The following is a 25,972-nucleotide window of genomic DNA, read 5'->3' as shown; positions in this document are numbered from 1 at the left end:
CGCCACCTTAAATTTGAATCGATGAAGGTGACTTGTAGGGGAAAGATCGATCGAGGCATCCGCACCATCCTACCCTTCCGCCACAAGTCGGAACAGTAGGAGCCATCAGCCTTTTAAACGTTATGAAGATTATTAATAACGAAGGGCGGTTTCGGCGAGCTCCATCGCCATCATTACTTTTATACCACTATTGAAGCTGATATTCCATTTCCGTGCCTCCCGGAATGCCTATCCTTGTTCATAAACTTCGACAGTTTGAATCCATCTTTTTGGGATGGAAACTAGCTCAGCTCCTGGAAGGATTGCTATAGCAATCCTTCCAGGAGTCGTACAAAAATTTAGGGGTAATGCCTTTCTTTGCCTACCCGGCATCATGGGGGCAACCACGAGGGGTTTGCCTCTAGGAATGAGAATTAAATAACTTAGAATTTTGATGGTTCTTGTGGGATGGGCGTCCCGCCCGTCCAGAAAGGGCGGGCTATAAGAGCCCAACCCACTTTCAAGAGTGTAAATTATTTAATTCGCGATCCCTACAAGAATTACACAAATGATGCGAGGATTGCTATAGGTAATTGAGAAGGGTGCAATATCTCAGTTATATTGGATTTTTACCCAAATTAAATAACCTTCTTTTTCCTAGCTTTTTATTAATTTATAAGTGCGATAGTTTGTCGAGTTTCGCTCGATCGCCTCGCAGCATCTGCCACCTTCAAAGCGTACAAACTACTGGCATTATTCACGTACAAAGGCGTACCGTTTGACAAATATTCCAACACCATATCGGTGTCTTTGGCAAACAAGCCGCGCCGCGTTCCTACTTTGAGGTTGCGCCGATTTTCTCCCTGAATAAATTGACCGGATTCAGGAGTGAAAACCAGCGTTCCTGCTTCACCGTAGATAGTAAAAATGTTTTCCGACTGCCAAAAAGTCTCTCCTTTTCCATAAACAGCTTCAGCGACAACGCCATTGGCAAAGCGCAACTGTGCGTTGCACAAACAAGCTTTGTAGAAATCCGGCTGACTGTCCCAAAATTGAGCTTGACAGTTAACGCTTGCCACTTCCCCGAACAAATCAGTAAATCGGTGCAGTCGCGAAATTGCACCAACTAACGGAAAGCCAAAGAGGGAATGTTGATAAGTCCACCGCTGCGGCGCTGGATGTTGAGGAGTAATAGTAATGTAGCGGGCGTAAAAAACTTTACCGATTAAGGGCAAAGATTCTTTGATTGAGGAGTGCAAACCGCCTAAGAGTTCGATGTGTTCGATGTGGAGGAGTTTTTGCTTTTGGGCTGCAAGTTCGATCGCCCTTTCTGCTTCAGATACGTCTAAAGATAGAGGATATTCCACCACAACGTGCTTGTTATTTTCTAGGGCTGCCAGGACGATCGCCCCGTGATCCCGGTTCACCGTACAGACAATCACCAAATCTAAATCGTCTCTTTCTACCAGCTTGCGCCAGGAAACCGCAGCTTCTGCCCCGAACCCTTGACAAAATTCTGCGGTTTTCTCCGGGGAGTGGCCCGCAAGCGCTACCAAGTGCGATCGCCCATCAGCTTGAATTGTCTGGGCCCTCAACTTAGCGGCAAAACCAGTACCCACAATCCCCACGCGAATTGGAGAATTAACTGAAAAACCAAAGCGAGTATCAATATTAGTCATGGGATTTGAGATTTAAGATTTTAGATAGTTACAGACTTGCGCTGCAGGGGTTTAGGGGTTCTATGGCCCCGATTTTAACCTGTGGTTGTGGTGCGATTTATGGGATCGAGCCTTCAACACCCAAGTCTTGATGTCGATCTAACTATACATTTCACCGCCGGCAGGGACTTGCCTTGCAGCAAGTCTTGCTGAAACTCGATCGACACAGCGCATACCCACAACCCGGTTTTTGTGCTGTAGGGCTCAAAACAGGATTTTTCCTAGAAACCGGATTAATTCGCGCAAGTCTTGCGGCAACAGTATCACAAGGCTGAACCCAAGATAGGTATAAGTAATCAAGATGAAATTAGAAAAAGTTATAACTAATCCCATTCAAATATTTTGTAAATAAGTGTGTCAACCTCCCTTATATCCCCTAATATCATAGAGGGAACGAACCTAATACCTAACCTCAAAGCTAATAGAGCCTTGAAGGTTGCATTAGGAAAAATTATCAATCTTGTTGAATTTTTGAGAGGATTTAGTGCATGGCAACTTATAAAGTTACCCTCATCAGCGAAGCCGAAGGAATTAACCAGACCATTGACGTTGATGACGATACTTACATTCTTGATGCTGCTGAAGAAGCAGGACTCGACCTCCCCTACTCTTGCCGCGCTGGAGCTTGCTCCACCTGCGCCGGCAAAATTACCAAAGGCGAAGTTGACCAATCCGACCAATCTTTCTTGGACGACGACCAAATCGAAGCTGGATTTGTCCTCACCTGCGTCGCCTATCCCAAGTCTGACTGTACGATCGAAACTCACAAAGAAGAAGAGCTCTACTAAGAAAGGACGCTCTGCGTGATACCCTAAGAAACCCGGTTGCTCGTTTCCAGAATTAAGAAGCTGAAATACGGCAATTATTTTAAGAAACCGGGTTTCGGTGTCTAACACTGCAACAAAGCCGCCAGCAGTCTCTCACTCCCATCTATGAATTCGTAGCTGTTTGAGCAGATAGCTGGCCCAATAATTTTAGATTTTAGATGGCCGATTTTAGATTAACTGTGAAACCAATCTAGAATCCAAAGTCTAAAATCTAAAAGTTTTACGGCTAATATTTAGTCTGGCGTGGCGCGAAATTTATTTGTGTAGTGGCGATTTAACTCGCCGACTCTTAGGCAGACTTCGATCGCCTATTCGCGCCAAAATGTAATGTTATCGCTAAGCGGGACAACTTGGGCGCCGGGAAAATAAAAGCCCAGAATTTGAGATCCATTCCAGCCCAAATTAGCCAAATTGTAAGAACCAGTCTGACTCATTCCCACGCCGTGTCCAAAACCGCCTCCGACAAAAGCATAACCATTGAGAGTTTTGTCTGGATTGTAAATTGGTTCTAGGTAAAAAAGCGTGCTAATCGGCGGGTAAAAAGCATTGCGAATCTCGTCTTTGTCGATATCAATCGGGCCCAAGTCAGTTTGAACCTTCATTTTCAAAACTCGACCTGCGGGCGACCTTTCTACCACTTCCACCTGAGTGACAGTTTTCAAATTAGCCATCGGGTGCTGTTTCTTCTGAAGATACTGTTTGAGAAATCCAGCAATCGCGGTCAAAGAAGCGGGTTCGCGCCACCGAAATGTGTCTTCTTTTTCCTCATTAAACCCTTTTTCCAAACTGATAAAGCGGCGGAAATTGTTTTCGTCAGACAAACTCTGCTTGGACAAATCCCACACCTTATTAGGGGAATCGACGATCGATCGCAAATATGGACGTTCCGCGCCCTGCCACACATCGTTAAAAGAGGCTGTCACGCCGCCGCTAGACGCGGAATAGAGCGCGTCTACTAGCTGATTTTCGTAAGTTAGCACCAAACCGCTCGTTTGGGCGATCGCCTTATCACTTTGCGGGTAAACCTCCGTCAAACCCTTATAAACTTGACAGTTAACATCAGCGCACAACTCATAATTATCCACAGCAAACCGGCGCAAATTTCTCAGGGCGTAGGTTCTCGCCAAAATAGTTTGAGCGACAATCGAAGCGTAAGGCGAAAAAGCCCCAATTTCGTGAGGAACAACACCCCGCAAATAAGTTTCCGTCAGCACTTCATTCACCAAAGTATAAGTGCCGTAAGCATTTTTTTGCAGGCGCAAATTCCCACCATAACGGCGAGTTTGTTGAATAGCTTTTTCTGGTTCAATAGCTGTCGCCTCTTGGGTAGTTTGTTCCAATACCTCAATCACATTTTTACCGGCCGTCACATCCAACTCATTGCGGTTGAAACGAAAGCCGTTTAAAACCCAAAAAGCCTGGGGTATTTGCTTCAAAACTTTGGAATCCAAAAAAGCTGTTGTGTTCCCTTGAGCTTGCAAACTTTGCAACAGCCAGCGCCGCACCAAAGGAGAGTTGTAAATATCTCTTTTTGCCCAAACTTGCCAGCGAAAAGGTTGAGCAATTTCTACCTCAATTCCCTGGGCGCGCCACTGATTAGCGCTGTCTTCCGCACTCTCGAAACTGCGGTGAGAACTTAGTACCACTCGTTCTTCTACTAAGGGCGTTTCCAGCGGTTTCGGGGCTATTTCTAACTTGACGCTAGCAGCAGTTTTGGTTTCTATGCCTTGAGGAGTTTTGTAACGCAAAGTTAAGCTGTCGCCCGGTAATGCTTTCAGCGTCAGTTTGTCGGTTGCTTTCGTGCCAAACCGCTGCACCACGCCGATTTTGATGGGTCTATTTTGGGGACTTTGGGCGTATCCCGCAGCGCTGAAAAGAGGTAACAGGCACAATGCGGTGAAAACAGTCCTAGAAATGCAGCTAAACCATTTGTAATTGGGAGTTGGAGGTGCTTGAGCGAACACGGTTATCTGTCTCGCGATAGTTGAAATTGGGGGATTTTTGATTGTAGGTTAGCACATTTAGCGACTGCTATAGGGGAATTGCGGAAGATAAGGTGGTTTGGTTGCCAGAATTCTGTTAAGCAGCTAGGCGCAAATAAACTTTACATCAAGCAATTTTGAGCTATTACCCACCCCACAATCTTATTACGGGTAATTCAATGAAAGCGAGTTTACCTACTTACTTGCTGTTTCCAATATTGGTAGGCGGCATAGGCCAAGGTGACAGCGCCGGTGACAATAGCCGCTTCATCAACCTCAAATTGCGGGTGATGGAGGGGATAGTTCGGTTTGTCAGTCAGTCCCACTCCTAAGCGAAACATGGTTCCCGGTGCGTGTTCTAAGTACATCGAAAAATCTTCCGCGCCGAGGGATGGTTCTGGTAAAATCTGGACGCGCGATCGACCTAAAGCTTCTAAAGCCGCAGTTTCGACTAATTGCGTGAGTTTGGGGTCGTTTTGGACTCCGGGCACGCCGCGCTTGTAGGTGAGTTCGTACTTAGCGCCGTAAGTCGCGCAAACGCTGGAAACAATTTGTTCGATCCAAGCCGGCAGTTTTTCGTGGGTTTCTGGATGCAGCGATCGCACGGTTCCCAGCAATTTTACTCGATCGGCAATCACGTTCGGCGCTCGTCCGCCGTTAATTTGCCCGATCGTCAAAACCAGTGGCCTCAAAGGATTTTGCGTGCGGCTAATTGCCTGCTGCAAAGTGGTAATTATCTGAGAAGCAATCCAAATTGCGTCGATCGCCTCGTGGGGACGCGCACCGTGGCCGGATTCGCCCATCACAATCAATTCTAGGTCATCTGCCGCCGCCGTCAGGGCCCCGTGGCGGATACCGACGCAACCGCCGGGAATCGTCGGAAAAACGTGCACTCCGAGGATGCCGTCAACATCTTGCATCGCCCCGTCTTTAATCATCCATTGAGCACCTTGGGCAATCTCTTCTGCAGGCTGAAACAAGAAGCGGACGTTACCGGGCAATTTTTCCTCTAGCTGAGACAATATCATTGCTGCGCCCAAACCGACTGTGGTGTGGATGTCGTGGCCGCAGGCGTGCATGACTCCCTCGTTGCGGGAGGCAAATTCTAAGTTTGTGCGTTCTTGAATCGGTAAAGCGTCCATATCGGTGCGAATTGCCAGCCACCGGGACTCGCTGCTGTTGCCTTTGAGTTCGCCGAGCACTCCTGTTTTGCCGATTCCTTCGATGGCGCGGACTCCGCTGGATGCGAGAACTCCGGCTACGTAGGCGGCGGTTTGATATTCTTGGCCGCTGAGTTCGGGGTGGGAGTGGATGTGGCGGCGTATTTCGATTAAGCGGGGTGCTAGGGTGGCGGCTAATTCTTGGATGCGGGGAAGCATGAATTTTGTTGGGGAGTGCGGTACAAGTTGTAGTCAACTAGGTTAACGCATATGTTTGGGGGTGAACAGGGTTATAAGGGGCTAAAGTGCGATCGGGCTTTTGGATGGCAATGCTATTTCGTTTGTGAATAGGATTTTTTTTTTAACCGCAGAGGGCGCAGAGGACGCAGAGAATAGAGAGGAAAGAGAGTTAGGTTGAAACCAGGAATAAACGTCTATATTCTAGGTTCAAAGGCTGATTTTTAGTTAATAATATGATGTCCGGTCGAGCAACCGCGATTTTTGTAGGGGCGGGTTCACCAACAATACCTGTTAATAATTTACTATCTCAAAAACCCGCCCCGACCGGGATATTAGGGTCGATGGATCGGACATGAGATAATTTCTGGTTGTGATATCATCAAATAGTAATTTGATCAAAATTATGACCTATGATTAGCTTGGGATTCTGGAATATAATTATTATAATTACCGTCGCTTTGTTCCTCAAATTTAATTGGCGATTAGATACCGAAAAAACAGCATGGCAAGATTCTTTGTTTTTCAAACATCCTTCGAGCCAAAGGTTGACTCAGTTTTTTCGTCAACCTATCGTTAACTTTATTTTGCAAGCAGTTATTGTATTAGTTCTCACCCGATTTCTCTGTTATACCGGTTGGTTGGTTTACAATCTGACTACTCGGCCCGATCCGCCTTACTGGGATTTTAAGTGGTTTTATGTAGCGAGTAGATTAGCCCATCAGCATTTGAGTCCCTTTAATGTCGAGGTGTTTAACAGCGGTTTCTGTAGCATCACAAAAGTGTGTGGGTTTATTCCTTCTTTTGTTTATCCACCTAATATCATTCCTCCGCTGTGGTTTTTGGGCTATTTCCCGATGAAGACTGCATTCACAATCTGGATTTGGCTGCATCTTATTGCCACAGGTTTTGTTTTATGGGGAGCGAATATTTTGTTGGAGTCCCACTCACGAGCTTTTAGGACTATTTGTAGTATATCAGTTGCATTCCTCTACGGTTTTGTCTTCGATCTTCAAGTTGGCAATGTGGCAACTTTTATTGCGGTTCTGCTGTTATGGATGTTTATTTATGCTAGAAATGATCGGGATATAATTGCAGGACTTTTCTTAGGAATTGCCCTTTTTAAACCAACTTTAGTTATATTGTTTCTTCCTTATTTTTTAATCAAAAGACGGTTTCAGCTAGTTTTTATATCTATAGTCACGGTAACTGTTTTGGCAGTTATAGGTCTAGCTGTAACGGGCAATTCTTTAACAGGATTTATACAGGATGCGACTCGTGGATTTCCACTCTGGCTCAACGATCCATCGAATAATGCTTATATTTCTATGAGTCGCCTTGATTTAAGGGTTATGGGGCCGAGATTTTTCCCCGATAGTCCCTTCGTGGCGAAGCTATTTTCTGACTTGATTGTTCTGGTGCTAGTTGGTTTAGTGTGTTGGTATTTTTACAAAAAACAATCTCGCAATGCTTGGTCAAAAAAGGTTGACTTATCTGAAATGGTGCTAATTTCTACTTTGAGTATTGCTATCAACTATTCTCAGCCCACCAGTTCTGTGATGTTAGCACCGGCGGTGGTTTTTTTGCTGAATGATTTATGTTTTCAGATTAAAAATTGTGCCTTCTCTAGGCAAAGAATGTCGGTTTGGTTATTGGGCGTTGGCTGTGTCATGGTGCAAACCGCAGTGATTCATGGCGGGCTGTTGGTGTTTCTAGGAAAGCGGTGGAACTGGAAGGGGGGGGAATTGCCTTATTTGTTTAAAGTAACTATTTTTTCACTACCGAGTTATGCGATTTTAGGTCTTACGTTAAGTGTTTTAGTCTTAGCAATTACCTCTCTTCGTCAAAAACAGGTTCCTGAATTTGACCCTTTGGATCAGATTTCTGGTTAGAGGAAAAACAAAACCCCACTCCAACACAAAATAAACGGCCCGACAGGTTGGCAGTTGAGAATGACCCATCAGCGTAGAGATCAAAGGTTAATTGCTGCTGGGTTCATCTTCTGTAGTCTTTTTAGCCAAGTAAGCATCTACAGCTTCAGAGACAATCCGACTTACGAGATTGCTGACTGTCCGGTCTTCTTCCTTGGCCCAATCTTCCAAGACGTTGTAGGCGTTTGGAGGAACGTAGCTGGTGACTCGTTTTAGGTTTTTTGCTGGCAAGTTAGGCAACTGGGAATTTACTTCATAGATCGATCGTACTTTCTTTGTACGCCTCTTTGGTGTCGCCCCTTCAGGTGTTTGACTCATCCCGTTTCGCCTGGGCTTGCTCTTGCTCTTGACACCAGTTTTCTATTAGTTGACCTCCGACGCTGCTCATATCCCTTTCCGCACGAACGCACAAGGCTTTGAACCTGATCTTCAATGCCTTGGGAATTACAAGTTTGATGGTGTCTTTTTCATTTGCCATAACTTTATTTTCACACGTTTACGTGTGAAAAGTTTAAAATTCCCTTAGTTACCTATTCCCATATTCCCATAGCTGTGCTAGACTGAGGATGTACAAACGGAAAAGCGATCGCCCCTGGCCTGGAAAACTTGAGGGCGATCGCAATTCCACTATTCGTGTAATTCAAAGTCTATGATATCACAGCCAAAGTCAGTTCCCGAGCTGCTCCGGGAAGAAATTCCTGATGTACCTCAAGGTAAGCAACCGATTCGTTTGCTGTTGTGTGGCGTTCCCAAAGCGGTAAACAGCATCGTTAATCTGTTGCACGTTTTAGGTTTTGCAGAAGTTGGGGAATGGAGCCCGCCTCTACCATCGCCGATAGCGGGTGAGGTGATTCGGATTTTAACCCGTTACTGGAAAGAGTAATTGTTGAGGGCGATCGCACTTTTTTTGTGAAGTGCGATCGTCCCTTAACTCACTTCCAAAAGTTGCCTCAAAAATTCAATAAAATTTGCCAAAGCAGGAACCTGCTGTTGCGTCTGTTCGCTCACCCAATTATTATCAGCAATACTTGTTGTATTAGTCTTCCCAGGTTTGAGAACGCTGACAACAGTAGCAACTAAAGCTTTTTCGGGATCGAAATTTTTCCACTTTAAAGATTTTCTATCTGACTCAGAAAACTCATTTAGATAGGAACTAGCTTTTTCCATGTACGCGGGATAAGCTATCTGTCCGCACTCACACAGCAAAGTATCCAACACACCAGGCGAAGCGTTATCGGGCAAAACATAGACTCCTGTACGCGGGCTATTGGTATTTACAACACCAGGGCGATCGGGAAAATTAGGAAAATAACTTCGGAATTTGTTAGCATATGGTTCCGCAATGCGATCGGGAGTTGATTTGTCGCAATCGGCAACTATCCCGAAGGCTGCCAAGTTTGTCTGATACTCATAATTTGTGAATAAAATGTCATCCAAATTAGTCACAAGATTGCTTCCTTCACCTGCATAAATTGCTACAGAGATAGTATCATTAAACAGAATAGAAGGCATATCAAGACGTTTGTACAAGTTTCCTTTCTTGGGATAAACGGGAATAAACTTGCGCCAGAAGGGGTCTAACTGAGACTCTAATCCTTTCAACTCTTCCCGCAAATCTTTGAAATTCAAAAGCTTGAGAACCTTGCCTGTAAAGGCCTGATCGTGTGGCCCTTCTACTCCAATAATGGCGTATTTCACACGCGCACCTCCTGACCCAAATCCTCCCGCAATCTTTGCAATCTTTCCCGTTCAATTCTAACTGCTTTAGTTTGTGACTCGTGTTTCTCTAAACGATAAAGAACTAAGTCCGTCTCCGTATCGCTAGCATCCAACATCGCATCAACTGTTTCTAAACTGTGAGTAGTTGCAAATAACTGAACATTCATTTGCTTGCACCACTGCACAATCCACGCAAATGAACTGCGAAGTGCTTCAGTATGAATTGCTGTTTCTATCTCATCAATTAGCAAAACTCCACCTCTGACTTTTGTCAGGGTTAGAGCAATAAATAGCAAGCGACGTACTCCATCACCAAAAGAACTTAATGGTGAAATTCCCACTTGTTTGTGGTCAATATAGAGACTGCTACGATTGCCGCCATGCGAGAGAATCACTAAATCAATAATTCCTGAATCCATCACTTGCAATAGCTTAATCACTTCCGGCTTAAAACGCTGAAAAATAGCTTCTGACAGCAAGCCAACTTGTGACTGTTCTATGCGGTGAGAAAAAGGTGTCACAGTATCAACTGACAGCATTGCATCTGAGCGAATTCGCCGATTAGTTAAACGCTCATTTTCCCAAATTTCAAAAAATTCAGATAATTCATTTGGTGAATCCGATATAATAGCTTTTAGCTCTATTTCTGCACCTCGCAGAGTATTATCAAATCCAAGATCGTCTGAGGATTGACTTTCGTCATCTTCCGATAATTCCACTCCCTCAATTTCTTGGTAAATTGCCCTCGACTCTCTCACTAAAAACTTACCATTACCAGAAACACGAGTTTCCATTGGGTAAAAATCCAATTGTTCTTCTTCTTTATTTTGAGGAAACAGCCATTGTAGTGCCTCCAGTCTTGGCTTGCGAGAATATTTGATTTCTCGCCGCCACGATGTGTTCAGCCATTCCAGGGGATCTAAGGGGCGACAATAGGTTGATATCGCCTCTAAAACACTGGTTTTACCTGAGTTATTTCCACCAACCAATATGTTGATTTGACCCAAGTCCTGCAAGGTTAAATCTCGCAGGCCTCGGAACCGATGAATGGTTAAATTGTCAAGGTGTTTCATAATTATGATTTAGGCATTTCAACTGAGATGCTTCGTTTCTCTCAGCATGACACATCGGCTTTGCCTAAGTCCCGATCGCCTTATGACTTGGGCGTATAAGTCGATCGCACTTGCAACTCCTTCAACTGCTTCTCATCCACACCAGACGGCGCATTTGTCAGCAAACAACCCGCCTGCTGCCTCTTCGGAAACGCAATCACATCTATTCAGTGTAATGATACTTACAAGCCGCGATCGCAATTTCTCGATCTGTAACTTGGTAAACTAAACGATGTTCGTTATCAATGCGCCTAGACCAAAAACCACTTAACTCGTATTTCAGAGGTTCAGGTTTTCCCAATCCTTCAAACGGTGAGCGGTCTATATCTTTAATCAATTCTACAATTTTGCGATAAATCTTTTTGTCTAATTTTGCCCATTCATTAAAATCTGCAAAAGCAGAAGATTCAAAAACAATTCTTCTGCTCATTGCAAATTCTGTAAGTTAACTTCAACTAAATTTTGCCGCTCGTTAACATTTTCAATAGCTTTTAAAAGTCTATTTTTGTTGACTTCGGATTTCAAAAGATATTCTGTTTCATCACACTCAGAAACAATTATTTCAATCTCTTTATCTCCAAAAGTCGCCTTGATTTGTTCTAAAAAATGATGATTGATTTCGCTGGCTTTTAAACGATAAACTGTTGACATCGTTTTTACCTATTTTCGATTATGCTAATTATAGCGTTTTTAGTCTAAAGACCTGGAATGTAACTCTAGCATACAGTATCAGCCAAAGTTTTGACTCAATGACAGTCCTGGACGCAGAATCGTGTCTGTCATGCTGAACAAAACGCAGTCTAGTGAAGCTTCGCTTCTCTCAGCATGACACATCGGCTTTGCCTAAGTCCCGATCGCCCTTATGACTTCGGCGTATAAGTCGATCGCACTTGCAACTCCTTCAACTGCTTCTCATCAACCCCAGCCGGCGCATTCGTCAGCAAACAACCCGCCTGCTGCGTCTTCGGAAACGCAATCACATCCCGAATCGATTCCTCACCAGCCAACAGCATCACCAACCGATCCAAACCGTAAGCAATGCCTCCGTGGGGCGGAGTTCCATACTCAAACGCATCCAACAAAAAGCCAAACTTATTGTAAGCTTCCTCAGTCGATAAGCCGATCGCCTCAAACACCTTTTCCTGAACTTCCCGCTGATAAATCCGCAGGGAACCGCCGCCGATTTCTGTACCGTTTAACACCAAATCGTAAGCTTGAGCTCTCGCAGTTTTCAAATCATTAATATCGTCAGGATGCGGCGCAGTAAACGGGTGATGCAATGCTTCCAAACGCTTCTCATCAGCGTTCCATTCAAACATCGGGAAATCTGTCACCCACAGCAGATTCATCTTATCTTTGTCAATCAATCCCAATTCGTTACCCACGAACAAACGCAATCTATCCAAAGTCTTATTGACAGTTGTCACATCAGCCGCAGCAAATAACAACAAATGACCTGGTTGCGCGCCCGTGCGATCGAGCAATTGCTGTTTTTGTGCTTCCGTCAAATTATCCTTAATTGCGCCGATCGTATCAATTTCGCCATTATCCCGCACGCGAATGTAAGCCAATCCCTTCGCACCGGCGTCGCTGGCTTCCTTAAACAAATCGCCTTTCGGGCCCGGTTTAATCCGCACGTTAGAAATCGCATCATTCCCGCCCGGAATCGGCAAAACTTTCACAATTCCGCCCGCAGCAACCGCCCCGGAAAATACCTTAAATCCCGAATCTTTCATCAAATCGGAAACATCGACTAATTCCATACCGAAGCGAGTATCCGGTTTATCGCTACCGTAGCGATCCATTGCTTCAGCGTAAGTCAAGCGCGGGAAAGGACGAGGCAATTCTACCCCTTTGACACTTTGGAAAATATGGCAGACTAAACCTTCGTTTAATTCGATAACTTCTTCTAAAGACATGAAACTCATTTCCATGTCTAATTGTGTGAATTCCGGCTGTCTGTCGGCGCGCAAATCTTCATCGCGGAAACAGCGGGCAATTTGATAATATCTGTCCAAACCCGAAACCATTAACAATTGTTTGAACAACTGCGGCGACTGCGGCAAAGCGTACCATTCGCCCAAATTGACGCGGCTGGGCACTAAATAATCTCTCGCACCTTCAGGAGTCGATCGCGTTAAAATTGGTGTTTCAACTTCAATAAAACCTCCCACATCTTCCAGGTGGCGGCGCATCGCTTTGACTACTTGGTGGCGAAGCTGCAAATTGCTACTCATGCGAGCGCGCCGCAAGTCCAAATAGCGATATTTCAGACGCAAATCTTCCCGCACGCTTTCGGTATCCGCCGTCGCCACCTGAAAGGGTAACTGTTTGCGAACCGCATTCAACAACTCAATTTCGTCAGCATAAATTTCCACCTCACCCGTAGGCAATTTCGGGTTGAGGGAATCTTCGGGGCGGCTGCTGACTCTACCCGTAATTTTAAGCACGTATTCGCTGCGTAAAGCCTCAGCCCCGTGATAGGAATCGGGGGTGCGTTCAGGATCGCTAACAATTTGCACAATACCCGATCGATCGCGCACATCCAGAAAAATCACCCCGCCATGATCGCGGCGGCGATCCACCCAGCCGTAAAGGGTGACAGTCTCTCCGATGTGTTCGCTTCGCAGTTCGCCGCAGTAGTAACTTCTCATGGTTGGGGGTTATGGACTAAAAATAATGCTTTTTGATTATAGCGCTTAGTGTCAAAACCTTTTATGAACAGCCAAGATGCCTGTTCCACAAGAAAATTCAATCTTTGTGGAACAGGCCGAAAAGCCTGTTCTTTAAAATGGTCTCATATCTGAGTTTAATCCTTCTTGTCAAAAAACACCGTCAGCGAGTTCCATGCAGACTTAGCCGCATCCGTCAAGCGAGTGCCGATCGACTCAATTTGCTTCACAATAAGGTGCCAATTCTTTTCAGCTTCCGTGTGAATGTGGTCAACAGCTTGTTCGATGCGATCGCGTTCGATCAATTTATTTTGTTCCACCGCTTCTCGCGCTTGTCGCACTGCTTTCAAATAAGCTTCGCGACTGACAACACCTGCATCTTGCACCTGCGCTTGCGCCCGCGTTTTAATCGCATCTACCACCAGCCAATTTTTCTCAGTTTCTTGTTTAATCAGCTTGACTGCTTCTGTGAATCTCTCGTGGGCGAGATCCTTATTTTCTTCGATCGCCCCGGAGGCCTTATTCACAGCTTTTAAATAAGCTTCGCGGGTGAGTTCGCCCGCTGCTTGCACTTCGGCGGTGGCGCGTTTTTTAATTGCTTCAAACAGCGCCGCAGTTTCTGCGATCGCCTCATCAGTCGCGTCGGGCATCTCTTTTTTGACGAGCTCCGTCGTTTCGAGAGTAGCCTCTAAAACTGGTTCCTCGGTTACTTTTGGATCTGTCATCTCAATCTTCTCCTTTGGTAGTAAACATTTTCAAACAATCTCATAGTCCCTGGATGCAGACTTTGTAGGTGTAGCGCCCGAACGAATTGTGGTCTTTTATACAGACTTTGTACGTGTAGCGCCAGAAGGAATTCTGGCATTTAATAAGAACTAGGCAATTCTTGTTCCAGCTTTATCAACTTTTGTATCCGCGCTTACCTAGTTGGAATGACCTCAGTTCTATTACATTATATCTACCAAAGTTTCTCTTGTCTGTAGGATACCGCCAACTTGCAGGTACGGTTTAGCGCACTTAGGATCGCGAATTAAATAACTTACAATTTTAATTGTTATTGTGGGATGGGCTCTTATAGCCCGTCCACTCATGACGGGCTATAAGAGCCCATCCCACTTTCAAGAGTGGAAGTTATTTAATTCTCATTCCTTAAATTTATGATAAGTCTCTCTACCTAAAACAACACACACCAATCAACTTGGTTTCTCAACCCAATAAAACGGGCAAATTTTATAATTTCAATTTGCCAACTGCAAATCTTCGCGATCGTCGGTATATAACAAATGGTGACATCTTTGAGCGTGCAGTAAAGATTGAGGAAATTCGTACTGAGATAAGAGGATATCTTCCAGCGCAACTTTCATTTGATTGGCACAGATATGTGGTGGCATTTTGCCCATTCCCGTACCCATGCCGGGAATAGCGATAGTTTCAATTATATGTTTGACAGGAGTTCCATCTGCGACTGAGCCAAATTTTACGAGAGTCAAAATAGCGCGGGTTGCTAGATAAACATTTACTGTTTCTCTTAAAACTGTGGGAACGCGCATAATTGGGGCAGCTATTAAATAGGGAATTTCTGCATGATCCGTGTCTACAATTTCTGCCATGCCTACTAAGAGTTCGCCGTGATGTCGAGATTGAATTATTTTTTGCAAGCGTTCAAGAACCTGCCCTCCAAAATATTCCGAAATTTCTAACTCTAAGCCGTCGTCCATGAAACCAAAACTATTCCCCGGACTAACAATAGCATCGCATTTCACATCAAATATTGAACCGTGATGTATCTTTACATTTTCCATACTGCCGCAAGTGCTTTCCCAGGCTCTAACTAAACTATCGTCTAAGGCAGCCAGCACAATTTGCATAAATACTCTCTCTTAATTTTAATGGCGAACAGCCAGAACGATCGCCAATTTAATCCTACAATACTTTACATAAGTCCGCTGAATCTAAAATTCATCTCAATTTCAACTAGCAAATGTTCAATAGCTACGAAATTTTTTGCTCGCACACACCCTTAACCTAATACAGAGAGAGCTTTTAACGCGGTTGTCACCCTCTCAGTTTTAGGTGTGATGAGCTGTACTGCATCGTGTTTTCTGGCCCAGGGGCTAAAGTCTGCAAGCTGTTTCCCGATCTTGTTTTCAGTTTACTCTTTCTCGGTTGAACTCACGTTTAATAAATACTGCTTATGACGCTCCGATATCGGTGTTCTCAAAAGAAAGGTTGAGGATTGAAACAGCGTTTGGTGCGTTTATGCTCGTACATCAGTTTATCAGCCTTTGCCAGCAATTGTTCTAATAAAACTTCATTATTTAAATCCCCAAACTGCACACCAAGACTTATTGATATATAAGCTCGCTCTGACTGTTGATTAAAGCGATCTATATTGTCTTGCAGCCGAGCATGAAAATTAGTAGATGAATCACCAGAAAAGTTAGGAATAAATAAAGCAAATTCATCTCCTCCCAGTCGAGCAACAATATCCGCCTCACGAAAGGTTTGTTTCAATATTTGAGCTGCGTCCACGATTACTCGGTCTCCCATTTCGTGTCCTAAAGTGTCGTTAATTTTTTTCAAACCATCTAAGTCAGCGAACAAAATAAAATAAGATGTTTGCGTGCGCCTCGCAATTTTTAGTTGTTGCTCTGCTAGTAAAAAAAAGCCCCGTCGGTTATATAATCCCGTTAATTCATCGGTCACGGATAGCTGTCTTACTTCTGCTTCTGCCCTCAGACGTTCTTGGATTTCATGTTCTAAACGTTGATTTTGTTCTAGCAGTTGTTGGCGTTGCTGTTGGATGAGTAATTGATTTTTTACTCGCATCAGCACTTCCTGTTCTTGAAAGGGTTTGGTAATATAGTCTACGCCACCGAGTTCAAAGGCTCGTACCTTGTTTTCTAGTCGTTCGAGGGCACTGATAAAAATAACCGGTATCTGAGCACTCGCTTCCGATGCTTTTAACTTTTGGCAGACTTCGTACCCATTCATCTCCGGCATATTGATGTCAAGTAAAATTAGACTCGGTGGGTCGCGATGAACACCTTGGAGTGCCATTCTGCCGTTGAGGGCTTTACGGACAATATAGCCCTGTGACTCTAGAATTTTGGCTAACAAGCGTAGATTGTCTGGGGTATCATCCACGATGAGAATATGCGTTTGGGCTACAAGTTTGAATAAAGCTGTCATGTTCTTATTCCTAAATCTGGGTGAGAGTTGCGATCGCTTCAAGCTGAAAGTTATCTACCAGAGATGTCATCGCCGCGATGAAATCTTGTTTCTCCTTGGGAATTTGAGCGATAAGTTCATAAAGCTTATTATCACTAAGATCGAGTGCTGCTTCATGAACTTCTGCAATCCACTTGGGGGGCATGGTTTTCAAGTATGGAGTCAATATCTTTGGTGGCGAAGCTGATGAGTCTGGCGGAATTTTTTCGGCGTAGCAGTAGCGGACGCCCAAGTGATGAGCTATCTTGTCGAAAAGTGTGTCTTCAGTAAACGGCTTGGCAATGTAGTCATCGCAACCGACTTGCAGGCTGGCGGTGCGATCGTCCTCAAAAGCATAGGCAGTGAGGGCAATTATGCGTGTAATTTGTCTTCTGTCCTGTGACATTTGCCCTGAGTTATCTGCTGATGACTCATGACTCATGACTAATGACTGTTGTGCTCGAATCTGTCTCGTCGCTTCATAACCATCCATGACAGGCATTTGAATGTCCATCAAAATCAAGTCAGGGTGCCATGTTTGCCAACGATCGATCGCCTCTACCCCATTTTCCACCGCACACACATCAAACCCAACTGACTCCAGCAGCGTCACCAGCAGTTGCCGATTTTCTAGAACATCTTCTACTACTAGAATTCGGTAGATAGGTTGCCCAGGTTCGATCCCGATAATCCGATCGCTAATTTCAGGTTCATCTAAATCAACCGACTCTGGTAGTTCCAAAACGACTTGGCAGGTAAAAGTCGAGCCTCGATTCAGGGTGCTTCGCACGGTGATATCCCCTCCCATCAGACGCGCAAACTCACGACTGATAGACAGTCCTAAACCTGTTCCTCGATCGTGGCAACCGCGATTGGTTTGCATGAAAGCCTCAAAAATTGATTCTAAATCTGAGGGAGAAATGCCAGGCCCGGTATCCTCAACTTCGAGACACAAGGTAATAGTTGGTTTAATATCGGGTGGATTAGTGGCGCGATCGCAATTTGTACCGGATGGCATATCATCTAATGAAAAAGCTCGTCCACGTAGGGCTATGCTTCCTGTTGTTGTAAATTTGAGCGCGTTCCCCAGCAGATTAATCAAGATTTGGCGAAGTTTTGCTTGATCGCCACAGACATAACGGGGGACAGTAGCATCCCACTCGCTGCTGAGATGTAACCCTTTCTCAGGCGCTTTGATGGTGAACATCTCGTTAATAGAACCTAGCAGGCGATGCAGATTAAAACAGCTTTTACTCAGTACCAATTGCCCTGCTTCAATCCTAGACATTTGCAAAACATCGTCGATCAATGTCAGCAGGTGTTCTCCACTACGGGTAATGATCCCTAAATGCTCTTGAAATTCTTCTGGGATATAGGGGCTGCGGTTCATAAGCTGGGTAAATCCCAGAATCGCGTTGAGTGGCGTTCTGAGCTCGTGGCTCATGTTGGCAAGGAACTGGCTTTTGGCACGGTTGGCTATAGCGGCCCTTTCAGCAGCGTGTTCTAGGGCTGCTTGCGAAAATTCTAACACCGCCAGCATGAGGATATGTCTCATTTCGGCAGCAGCTTCTAACTCTGCAATCTGCCACGGATAAGACATCTGGCGCACTGTCTCTTGCCACCGTTCAAAGGATCTGCGGGGACACAGGTGCATTTTTCCAATTTCGTCGATCGACACAGCATCCTGTGGATTACCTGCCCAGTTTATCGTTTGAATTTGTTCGGGTCGGAACCAAAGGATATGATATGACTTTTGTTTGGCATAGCATAGGAAGATTGAGATTGCTAAAACACCGCTAGCTCGCTCTTTGAATTGCTTGGCTTGGGGATACAACTGAGACAAAGAAGCTGTTGCAAACACTCGTTCTTTGTTCTGTTGCAGCAACCACTGCACGAGTTCGTCTACCTCAGCTTCAGATGGTGTTTCACCCACCAATGTCAGACGACCATCGAGCAGAATTGCAGCTCCCTGAGCATGAACTAAATCTAGCAATTGAGAAGCATTTTCGGTCAATACCTGTTCGATAAAATTAGAATCTCGCCGGAAGGCCTCCTGAAGTTTATCCTGAATAGTTTTCGCCTGCGATCGGTAAACGTTCAATTCTCGCTCTTGCTGATGCACCAGTTCGATCGAGGCAAATTGTCCTAAAAATTCACAGCTTTTGCGAGTTTCGTAATCTACCAATCGCGGGCTGTAATGGTGACAGGCAATTAATCCCCAGAGACGCCGATCGTCAATTAACGAAATCGTCAGTGTCCCAGCCACTCCCATATTCTGCAAATATTCAATGTGGTAGGGAGATACTCCCCTTAACACACAAGCACTGAGATCCTGGGGTGTATTGGTTAGGGGATGGTTGGTGGGAATTAGGCGGGCCGGGGTGTAATTGATATTGGGAATTTGGCGCACCCAATTGCTGTAAAACAATTTGCGGGCGGGTACGGGAATATCGATCGCCGGGTAATGCAATCCCAAGTAGCTTTCTAGATAGCTTTCTTTCTCTTCAGCAATCACCACCCCATGCTCATCGGCTTCAAACCGATAAATCATAACGCGATCGAACCCTGTCATGGCTTTTACTTCTCTAGCAATGGTTTGAGCTAAATCAGAAAGACCGAGCGCAGTGCGAAAGTTGAGGATAACTGTTTGCAGACGCTGATAAAAATCCATTGCATGATTATTTTCAATAGTCAATTGGGGCTCTAGTTCCAGAATCAACTCATCGGGTCGCTGATGCACTGTGCTTCTAAAACTTTGAATTTTTCCGTCTTTTAGAGGTATTTTCAGATTAAAACTATTATGAATCTTGAGCTTTTCTTGATTGAGATACCTGACCATTTCTTGTACTTGCTCGTGACCAAATAGCCATGGCAATGGCTGACCTAGCAATTCTGCGACAGCAATGCCAAAAAACACTTCTACATTGTCACTTACTTGTAAAATATTGAGCGTTTTTTCTTGCAACAATAAAAGTATTCCGTGGGGCTGAATATGACCGGGAGCATATACTGATTCTTCACTGCATTCCTCTAAATTTGTTAAATCTAAAGGAGTAATTTCCGAAATCTTTGGTACTTTATGAGGCATTTTAGAGCAGTAGTTATCAATAAAAATCAAGGATGTTTTTTGGAAAACTTTACCAACAATAAAATTGAATTATTGTTGGCTGTGCCTAATTTCCTAAGCTGTTCGGCATTTAAAGGACTTGCGTAAGGTGCGTCAGCATCTAAGGTTTTCCGTTTCAGCGTAAGGGTTCGCGAATGACGCACCCTACTAGCCTCGTTACTGGTTAAATGCTCCACAGCTTAGTCCTAATCAAACGTTTAACTGCACAACAGCTTATAAATCCAATGGAGGAATTCCACTTGGGAAATTACCTTGAATTAGATTAAGGATTTTCTCAAATTGATACTGGTGGGCGAGTTCCGTCAGATGAGTACCGAATTGAGCCAGGTCTGATGAAAGTTCAGCTACCAGTTCAACGATCGCAAAATCATCCCCACATAAAGCAGCATCTTCCAACTCAACCACCCATTCTTTTGGTAATGTCGCCAGAAGCATTGGATCGAGGGAATTTGAAACGGAAGATGCAACAGAACAGAGATCAGAAGGAAAACAATCTGTTCTTCGTTCGCCTTTTTCTGTGTCCTCTTCCTCATATACATACTCTAAACCTAGATATTGGGCCATCTTAAGAAAGAGGGTTTGTTCCCGGAAGGGCTTGCTGATGTAGTCGTTGCAGCCAGCAGCTAAGGCGAGGGCGCGATCGCTCTGGGAAGCTTGGGCCGTAAGTGCAATAATGATACTGTTCTGTCCGTCTTCCATTGCCCGAATTTGCTTCGTAGCCTCGTATCCATCTAACACGGGCATCCGAATGTCCATCCAGGTTAGGTCGGGTTGCCATTGTTGCCAAATCTGCACAGCTTGCTGTCCGTTGGTAGCTTCTTTTACCTCTAATCCTAATTGTGTCAGTAATCTGACCATTAGCAAGCGATTTTCTGCTTGATCGTCAACCACCAAAATGCGACGATCCCGTTCACTGGGAGCCAGCCCAATCACGAGGCGATTATTCTCTTCCGGTGTAACATTAACTCCACTGATGGGGCTGACGGGAAGGGTAAAGGTGAAGGTACTCCCCTCTCCCAGAGTGCTGCTGACAGAAATTTTTCCGCCCATGAGTTCCAACAATTTGCGGCTAATAGTGAGACCTAGACCAGTACCGGCGATCGATCGCTTCCCAGCTTGGGCTTGCACAAACGCATCGAAGATAGTATCGAGTTCGACCGATGCAATCCCTACACCTGTGTCAGCGACTACACACTGGAGAATCTGCCGAGTTGTGGTTAATGCCCCTGTACCGTCCGCCTCAATGCTGACTTGCAAAGTAATGCTTCCCCTCTCGGTAAATTTGATGGCATTACTCAGCAAATTGAGCAAAACCTGGCGCAGTTTTTGAGCATCGACAATCATAAATTGGGGAACTTCTGGCGCAATCTCGAAACAAAAGTCAAGTCCTTTAGAACTTGCTCGTTCCGCCAACATATTTCGGAGGGAATGCAGCAGCGCAATTAAGTCCAATCCGCTTTGTTCAACTGTGCAGTGTCCCGATTCAATTTTCGAGAGATCCAGCACATCGTTAATCAAACTCAAGAGGTGATCCCCACTCCGTCGAATTGTTTGCAGGTCTTGTTTTTGGTTGGGAGTTAAAGAGATGTCATGGGTCATTACCTGAGCAAATCCTAGAATTACGTTGAGAGGAGTGCGTAATTCGTGGCTCATATTGGCTAGGAAGGTACTTTTTGCCAAATTCGCTGCTTCTGCTGCTTCCATGGCGTGCAGCAGTGCCAGTTCTTTTTGTTTGCGATCGCTGATATCTTTATGCGTTCCAATCATCCGTAAAGGCTTACCCTCTTCATCGTAGGCAACGATTTTCCCGTAGTTAGCGATCCACTTCCACTCACCTGACTTGCAACGCACACGATAGTCAAAGGCATATTTGAGAGAGCTATCTTGCAAGTTACTATTGAGAGTCTCAAAAACCCAGCATTTATCATCAGGGTGAATCATCTGTTCCCAGACTTTCACATCCATCACCAACTCACCGGGCTTGTAGCCCAGCATCTCCTGGTAGTAGGAATTAATGTAAACTTCTCCAGTTGCAATTTTCCAATCCCATAATCCATCTCCCGAAGCTTCTAGTGCCAGCATTAAGCGTTCTTCACTCAGTTGTAAAGCGGTTTCCGCTTGATGTTGTCGTGTCACATCGATCGCCACACCACCTACTAGCATTTGCCCAGGTAAGTCGGGGATGAGAAATTTGTAAACCAAAAACTCACCCAGAGTCCCATCTCGACGGGACGCCATCTCAATCGTTTCAATTAGCTCGTTGGTTTCAACAACCGTTTGGATATTGTCTAGATATTGTTGGGCGAAGGCGGCAGGGTAAAGTTCAAAAATGGATTTTCCAATCACATCCTCACTGGGTAACTCCAAGGTATTGAGATAAGTCTGGCTGGCATAGAGCATTACACCATTTTCATCGGTAATCCAGGCAAGGGCAGGGCTGTGATTCATGAAGGCTTGGAAGCGAGTTTCACTCTCTCGGAGTGCCTGTTCTGCTTGTTGGCGTTCCGCTTCGTTGCGTTTGCGATCGCTAATATCCCGGCAGATACAGAAGTTCATCATCTCATCTTGTAATTCCACCCGGTTCCAGCTAATTTCCACGTCATATACAGAACCATCCGGGCGGCGATGTCGCGTTTCAAACAGCGGAATAACCTCCTCTCTCTGGAGCATAAGTTGTAGTTCTTCCTTCGTCCATTCAGCATCCCAATCAAACACACTCAGATTCAGGGTTTCTTCTAGGGTGTAGCCCAGCATTTGAGCAAAACTGGGACTAGCTTCGACAACTTTTCCGACCCAATCCATGACAACAACACCGTCCATTGAAGTGTTGAAGAAGGCTTTACTCCGCAGGAGTTCCTGTTCTAGTGCAAGTTCGGCTTTTTTGCGATCGCTAATATCTTTCATGAAGCAGTAATGCCCCAAAAATTGATGCTGTTCGTCGTAAGTTGAAATCATCACCAATTGCTTATAAAAAACCGAACCGTCTTTACGAACCCCTCTGGTTTCTACTTCAACTCTGCCCTCTTGCACCATCAGCTCATAGGCTGCAACGAGTTTTTTCAACTCATCGGGATCTACGGTTTTTTCCCAGGACATCCCGATCATTTCTTCTGGCTGATAGCCTGTCACGTCAGAATATGCTTTATTGACATAGATGTAACGCCCTTGTACATCCAGTTTGGAAATGCCGGACAGCGCATTTTTCATCACATCACTCAGTTCTCTAAGCTCTGCTTCTGCGTGTTTGCGATCGGTGATATCTTCGGAAAAACAAAGTAGGTACTGGGGCTGATGCTGCTGGTCGAAAATGGGAATCTTCACCGTATGCAGCCAACGTTTTCCGAGACTATGACTGTCAATGATTTCTTCAGCAATATCCTCACTCTTACCTTTCTCAAAGGCTTCTCTATCCTTCTGGTCAAAAAAGATAGCCTGTTCTGTTGGGAAAAAATCATAGCCACTTTTGCCGATCGCTTGTTCCGCTGAAATGCCAAATAACCGTTCGCTGGTTTTATTCCAAAACTGAAATACCCCAAATCGTTTAGGCTGTGCGTCCTTAACAAAAATTGCGATCGGTAAATTATCCAGCAGTGCTTGTAAGAAATTGCGCGTTTTTTGGATTTCCAGTTCTACTTTTTTGCGCTGGCTAATATCAATAAACGTAACTACAACTCGTTGGATTTGACCAGTTTGATTTAACTCAGGGTAGGCATTAACTAATACCCAAATACAACAATCACTTCTTTTTTTAATTCCTAAAACATAATTTTTGATGGAATTTCCAGTGGATAAAACCTGATTCACGGGATATTGTTCTAGGGGGATAACGCTGCCATCTTCCCGCACCAACTGCAATGCCGACTCGCTCACTGTTTTTCCCAGCATTTGGTCAATTGAAAACCCTAGTAATTCAGCGGCTGTTTCATTACATAATTGGAGGCAGGTATCTGTCCCATGAATCACAAAACCCGCATTTAAGTTATCGATCAATTGCCGATATCTGGCTTCGCTTACCTGTAAAGCAACTTCAGCTTGCTTGCGCTCCGTAATGTCGGTGTGAGAGCCAGCCATCCGAATTACGTTACCTGCATCATCCCAAAGTGCTTGACCACGATCCAAAATCCATTTGTAGGAACCATCTTTGCAGCGAATGCGATGTTCTGTGATATAGAAAGGAGTTTTCTTGGCAAAATGATCTTGAACGGCTTGCATCACCCATCCCAAATCATCGGGATGTACCAGATTAGCCCATTCGTCTAGAATGTTTTGGATTTCATGGTCTTCATAGCCCAGCATTTCCTTCCAACGACTAGAAAAGAAGACCTCGTTGGTTTGAACATTCCAATCCCAAATGCCGTCATTATTCCCGCGTACAGAAAGTTCCCAGCGTTCTTCACTTTCACGTAGTGCTGCTTCTGCTTGTTTGCGATCGGCAATATTCCTGCCAATCTTTGAGGCTCCAATTATATTCCCTGCTTGGTCTTTAATGGGGGAGACACTCATCGAGACATCGATTAATGTTCCATCTTTCCTCCGCCTCTTGGTATCGTAGTGTTTGATGCGTTCTCCTCGCTGGATTTTGGCGAGAATTTCGTTTTCCTCCTCTCGATATTCTTCGGGAATCAGCTTTCTCCCTGATTGCCCTACTATTTCGGCCGCTGTATAACCAAAAATTGTTTCGGCTCCTACATTCCAACTTGTAACTACACCCTCTAAATCTTTACTAAGAATGGCATCTTCCGAAGATTCAACGATCGCAGCTAGTCGGGCGATCGCAATTTCTGCCTGTTCTCGCTGGTGAATTTCCCATTGCAACTGGCGATTAGCTTTTTTGAATTTATCGACTTTGCCATAACTAATTTGTGCGAGATACACGACCCACATCAGGATCAAAACTAAAACTAAACCACCAATTAATACAACTCTTGGCCAATAAAATTTGACATTATTTAGTAGATATGAAGTTGGAAAAACCTCTATCCTCCAGTCTACACCATAGGCTTTCACTACAACTGTTTTATCCTCGGGTTTTTGAGGCAAATACTTTTGACCGTAGATCAAATTTGGGCCATCATATATAGCCACATTGTACCCAGATGACACTTTTAAAATACTCTCAAATAGAGTTTTAAATTGAAAAACTCCGACAATAAACCCATCAAACCGTTCACCTACAAACAAAGGAAAACTTGCTAAAAATCCTTTACCCCCTTGAACAAGTGAAATATTGCCACTTAAGATAGGTTGACGCAAATCACGAGCTACTTGCAAAGTAATTTTCCGACGTAGTTCCCCATTCAAATCTAGGTTTTGCGCTGCCTCATTCCCTGCCAGTGGTGCAACCCATCGCACTTTAAATGATGGATCGACTAATGCGATCGCCTGATAACCGTAAAAATCCTTTACATAAGCCTCAGCATCGGCTTCCCAAAGAGCCTTTGGTGTACCGCCATTGGCTTGCCAGCGACTCGCCATTTGCCGAAGCGTCAACACTCGAATGGATAATCCTTCGGTTAGTTGTGACTGAATCGCATTGGCTTCCTGCTGAATTAACTGCTCAATGTGAATTTGTGCATTGATGGTTAGCTGTTGCCACGTAAATAAAACAGCAAAAGAAGCCACCACACCAAGCAAAAGAGGTAGCAATCGTTTAATTGGTGTTTGGTCTAAACTTATAATGACTTTGCGTCGATGTATCACCATAAATTAAGCGATAGATGAATAGAGCGGTTTTCGATTGATTGGGCTATAATTGGGTAATTTACTGAGGCAAGAGAGCTAAGTATTGAGCCGGAAAACCCGTTAGTTATAAGGCAATATCTAAACTTTATACCCCCTCAAATGAGCTATTAGATTCCACCGGTAAAGAATGTTGTTCCTTAACCCCTAGCCCTTTAACTAGATTTATAGAGGGCGATGAGCAACATCTGTTCAGATTGTAAATAGGTGTTGTTTGCCAACATTGGCGACAAAACCAGTAGATTTGATGCTGGCGAACGTGACGGAGCATTTGATTCGAGCAGCAGGGGCACTGTGTCATAAAGACCTCTTTTTTAACTAAAGGCTATTTCACTGTTGTTGCAAAATGCTGTAAGCTCGCTTGAAGCAACGATAACAAGACCCTATACAAAAAAAATAAAGATTTGGTAAAGAATATAAAAGGGTTAAGGAAAAGATACAAGTTTAAACATTCCGTAATAAAATTAAGACCGCAGAGAATTTTTATCCCACCATACGCACCTTGTAATATCACATCTGTTGTGTGATAATTATATACTATTCAGATGCAGCTTTTGAG

General features: G+C 44.5%; 19 protein-coding genes and 1 riboswitch. Of the genes, 3 read left to right on the top strand and 16 right to left on the bottom strand.

The annotated features are described in order from the left end of the window. Positions 1-89: 89 nt before the first annotated feature. Positions 90-178, bottom strand: a riboswitch (Fluoride riboswitch). Positions 179-647: 469 nt separating this feature from the next. Continuing rightward, positions 648-1,658, bottom strand: coding sequence for a Gfo/Idh/MocA family oxidoreductase (locus QUA88_RS22815; protein WP_333056975.1), 1,011 nt, complete (start codon positions 1,656-1,658; stop codon positions 648-650). A gap of 527 nt (positions 1,659-2,185) precedes the next feature. Here QUA88_RS22815 and QUA88_RS22810 point away from each other — a divergent pair. After that, positions 2,186-2,485 carry a ferredoxin gene (locus QUA88_RS22810; RefSeq protein ID WP_333056974.1) on the top strand — a complete coding sequence of 100 codons (300 nt, stop codon included), beginning with the start codon at positions 2,186-2,188 and terminating at the stop codon, positions 2,483-2,485. 347 nt (positions 2,486-2,832) lie between these two features. Here QUA88_RS22810 and QUA88_RS22805 read toward each other — a convergent pair whose 3' ends face one another. Together QUA88_RS22805 and QUA88_RS22800 are read right to left on the bottom strand one after the other, a co-directional pair. Continuing rightward, positions 2,833-4,488 carry a SpoIID/LytB domain-containing protein gene (locus QUA88_RS22805; RefSeq protein ID WP_333056973.1) on the bottom strand — a complete coding sequence of 552 codons (1,656 nt, stop codon included), beginning with the start codon at positions 4,486-4,488 and terminating at the stop codon, positions 2,833-2,835. Between the two features lie 209 nt (positions 4,489-4,697). Beyond that, the gene (locus QUA88_RS22800) at positions 4,698-5,885 is read right to left on the bottom strand and encodes a M20 family metallopeptidase (protein ID WP_333273992.1); all 1,188 of its coding nucleotides are present in this window, start codon (positions 5,883-5,885) and stop codon (positions 4,698-4,700) included. Between the two features lie 431 nt (positions 5,886-6,316). Between QUA88_RS22800 and QUA88_RS22795 the strand changes: the two genes are divergently transcribed. After that, the gene (locus tag QUA88_RS22795) at positions 6,317-7,795 is read left to right on the top strand and encodes a glycosyltransferase family 87 protein (RefSeq protein ID WP_333273989.1); all 1,479 of its coding nucleotides are present in this window, start codon (positions 6,317-6,319) and stop codon (positions 7,793-7,795) included. Between the two features lie 87 nt (positions 7,796-7,882). Here QUA88_RS22795 and QUA88_RS22790 read toward each other — a convergent pair whose 3' ends face one another. Together QUA88_RS22790 and QUA88_RS22785 are read right to left on the bottom strand one after the other, a co-directional pair. Further along, positions 7,883-8,152, bottom strand: a complete 270-nt coding sequence (locus QUA88_RS22790) for a ribbon-helix-helix domain-containing protein (RefSeq protein WP_333273986.1) — start codon at positions 8,150-8,152, stop codon at positions 7,883-7,885. Then, complete coding sequence (locus QUA88_RS22785; protein ID WP_332983430.1) at positions 8,136-8,312, bottom strand: plasmid partition protein ParG; 177 nt, start codon at positions 8,310-8,312, stop codon at positions 8,136-8,138. The genes QUA88_RS22790 and QUA88_RS22785 overlap by 17 nt, the downstream gene beginning before the upstream one ends. Positions 8,313-8,483: 171 nt before the next feature. Between QUA88_RS22785 and QUA88_RS22780 the strand changes: the two genes are divergently transcribed. After that, positions 8,484-8,717 (top strand): hypothetical protein, encoded by a 234-nt coding sequence (locus tag QUA88_RS22780; protein ID WP_333233378.1) that lies wholly within the window; start codon positions 8,484-8,486, stop codon positions 8,715-8,717. Between the two features lie 44 nt (positions 8,718-8,761). On the opposite strand, the gene QUA88_RS22775 is transcribed toward QUA88_RS22780, so the two are convergent. The 11 genes from QUA88_RS22775 to QUA88_RS22725 all read right to left on the bottom strand — a co-directional run bounded on the left by QUA88_RS22775 (position 8,762) and on the right by QUA88_RS22725 (position 25,377). Next, positions 8,762-9,532, bottom strand: a complete 771-nt coding sequence (locus tag QUA88_RS22775) for a DUF3226 domain-containing protein (protein ID WP_333233379.1) — start codon at positions 9,530-9,532, stop codon at positions 8,762-8,764. After that, positions 9,529-10,626: an AAA family ATPase gene (locus QUA88_RS22770; protein ID WP_333233381.1), complete on the bottom strand. Its 1,098-nt coding sequence runs from the start codon at positions 10,624-10,626 to the stop codon at positions 9,529-9,531. Before QUA88_RS22770 ends, QUA88_RS22775 begins: the two co-directional genes overlap by 4 nt. Before the next feature lie 202 nt (positions 10,627-10,828). Beyond that, complete coding sequence (locus QUA88_RS22765) at positions 10,829-11,095, bottom strand: Txe/YoeB family addiction module toxin (RefSeq protein ID WP_333056963.1); 267 nt, start codon at positions 11,093-11,095, stop codon at positions 10,829-10,831. Then, the gene (locus tag QUA88_RS22760) at positions 11,092-11,316 is read right to left on the bottom strand and encodes a hypothetical protein (protein WP_333056962.1); all 225 of its coding nucleotides are present in this window, start codon (positions 11,314-11,316) and stop codon (positions 11,092-11,094) included. The genes QUA88_RS22765 and QUA88_RS22760 overlap by 4 nt, the downstream gene beginning before the upstream one ends. Before the next feature lie 209 nt (positions 11,317-11,525). Continuing rightward, entirely contained in the window at positions 11,526-13,319 is a 1,794-nt protein-coding gene (gene aspS, locus QUA88_RS22755) for an aspartate--tRNA ligase (protein WP_333056961.1), read from the bottom strand. A gap of 155 nt (positions 13,320-13,474) precedes the next feature. After that, positions 13,475-14,062 carry a hypothetical protein gene (locus QUA88_RS22750; protein WP_333056960.1) on the bottom strand — a complete coding sequence of 196 codons (588 nt, stop codon included), beginning with the start codon at positions 14,060-14,062 and terminating at the stop codon, positions 13,475-13,477. Positions 14,063-14,575: 513 nt separating this feature from the next. Then, a complete protein-coding gene (locus QUA88_RS22745) occupies positions 14,576-15,205 on the bottom strand; it encodes a macro domain-containing protein (protein ID WP_333056959.1) in 630 nt (209 codons plus the stop codon). 349 nt (positions 15,206-15,554) lie between these two features. Continuing rightward, positions 15,555-16,529, bottom strand: coding sequence for a diguanylate cyclase (locus QUA88_RS22740; protein WP_333056958.1), 975 nt, complete (start codon positions 16,527-16,529; stop codon positions 15,555-15,557). Positions 16,530-16,539: 10 nt separating this feature from the next. Then, positions 16,540-19,635 carry a response regulator gene (locus QUA88_RS22735; RefSeq protein WP_333273979.1) on the bottom strand — a complete coding sequence of 1,032 codons (3,096 nt, stop codon included), beginning with the start codon at positions 19,633-19,635 and terminating at the stop codon, positions 16,540-16,542. A 26-nt stretch (positions 19,636-19,661) separates the two neighbouring features. After that, a complete protein-coding gene (locus tag QUA88_RS22730; RefSeq protein ID WP_333273976.1) occupies positions 19,662-19,850 on the bottom strand; it encodes a hypothetical protein in 189 nt (62 codons plus the stop codon). A gap of 37 nt (positions 19,851-19,887) precedes the next feature. Continuing rightward, entirely contained in the window at positions 19,888-25,377 is a 5,490-nt protein-coding gene (locus QUA88_RS22725) for a PAS domain S-box protein (RefSeq protein WP_333273973.1), read from the bottom strand. Positions 25,378-25,972 lie beyond the last annotated feature (595 nt).

The sequence above is a fragment of the Microcoleus sp. D3_18_C2 genome (assembly GCF_036702395.1).
Taxonomy (GTDB): domain Bacteria; phylum Cyanobacteriota; class Cyanobacteriia; order Cyanobacteriales; family Microcoleaceae; genus Microcoleus.
Note: the sequence above shows the minus strand (reverse complement) of the source record. Positions and strands in the feature narration are given on the sequence as shown.